The following is an 804-nucleotide window of genomic DNA, read 5'->3' on the forward strand; positions in this document are numbered from 1 at the left end:
GAGGAAATCCTCGGCCGCGGGTCCCGAGACTTCGTATTTGGCAAAATTGGCGATCTCGGTGACGCCGACGCGCTCACGCGTGGCGCGCACTTCCTCGCCGATCGGCCCAAAATCGTTGGAGCGATGGAAGGAGACGATATCCCCGGGTTCCTTGCCTTCAGGTGCGAACCAGAGCGGGGTTTCGAGGCCCCAGCTGTCGCCCATGACGGCGTTGTTGGCCAGCATCGTGTCGTAGAGCGGCGTCGTCTGCGCCGGACGTGCCGCCGGCAGTTCCTCATTGGGGAAGCGGATGGAGAAGCGGCGCGAATAGTTTTCCCGCACCTTGGCGTTGGTGTAGCGCAGGCCGGCCCATTCACCGAAGCGTGTAACATCCATGCCCCAGACATCGAAGCCAGGATCGCCATGCACCATCCAGTTCGACAGCGCCAGACCGACGCCGCCGCCTTGGCTGAAGCCGGCCATCACGGCGCAGGCGCACCAGAAATTGGTCAGGCCCTGCACCGGGCCGACCAGCGGGTTGCCGTCCAGCGCGAAGGTGAAGGGGCCGTTGATGATCTGCTTGATGCCGGCCTTCTCGATGCCGGGGAAATGCTTGAAGCCTATTTCCAGCGACGGCGCGATGCGGTCGAGGTCCGGCGGCAGCAATTCGTGGCCGAAATCCCATGGCGTGTTGACCGGCGACCACGGCTTGCAGGCCTTCTCGTAGGTGCCGAGCAGGATGCCGTTGCGCTCCTGGCGGGTGTAGATCTCGCCCTTGAAGTCGAACACGCCGATCATTTCGCGGCCGGTCGACTTGTTGAATTC

General features: G+C 63.6%; 1 protein-coding gene. It reads right to left on the minus strand.

Annotated features, from left to right (window positions below):
- Positions 1-804 (minus strand): FAD-dependent oxidoreductase (locus EN914_RS37035; RefSeq protein WP_164779247.1); only part of this gene is annotated, 804 nt, incomplete at both ends.

The sequence above is a fragment of the Mesorhizobium sp. M7A.F.Ca.CA.001.08.2.1 genome (assembly GCF_003998455.1).
In the GTDB taxonomy this organism is placed as follows: Bacteria; Pseudomonadota; Alphaproteobacteria; order Rhizobiales; family Rhizobiaceae; genus Mesorhizobium; species Mesorhizobium ciceri.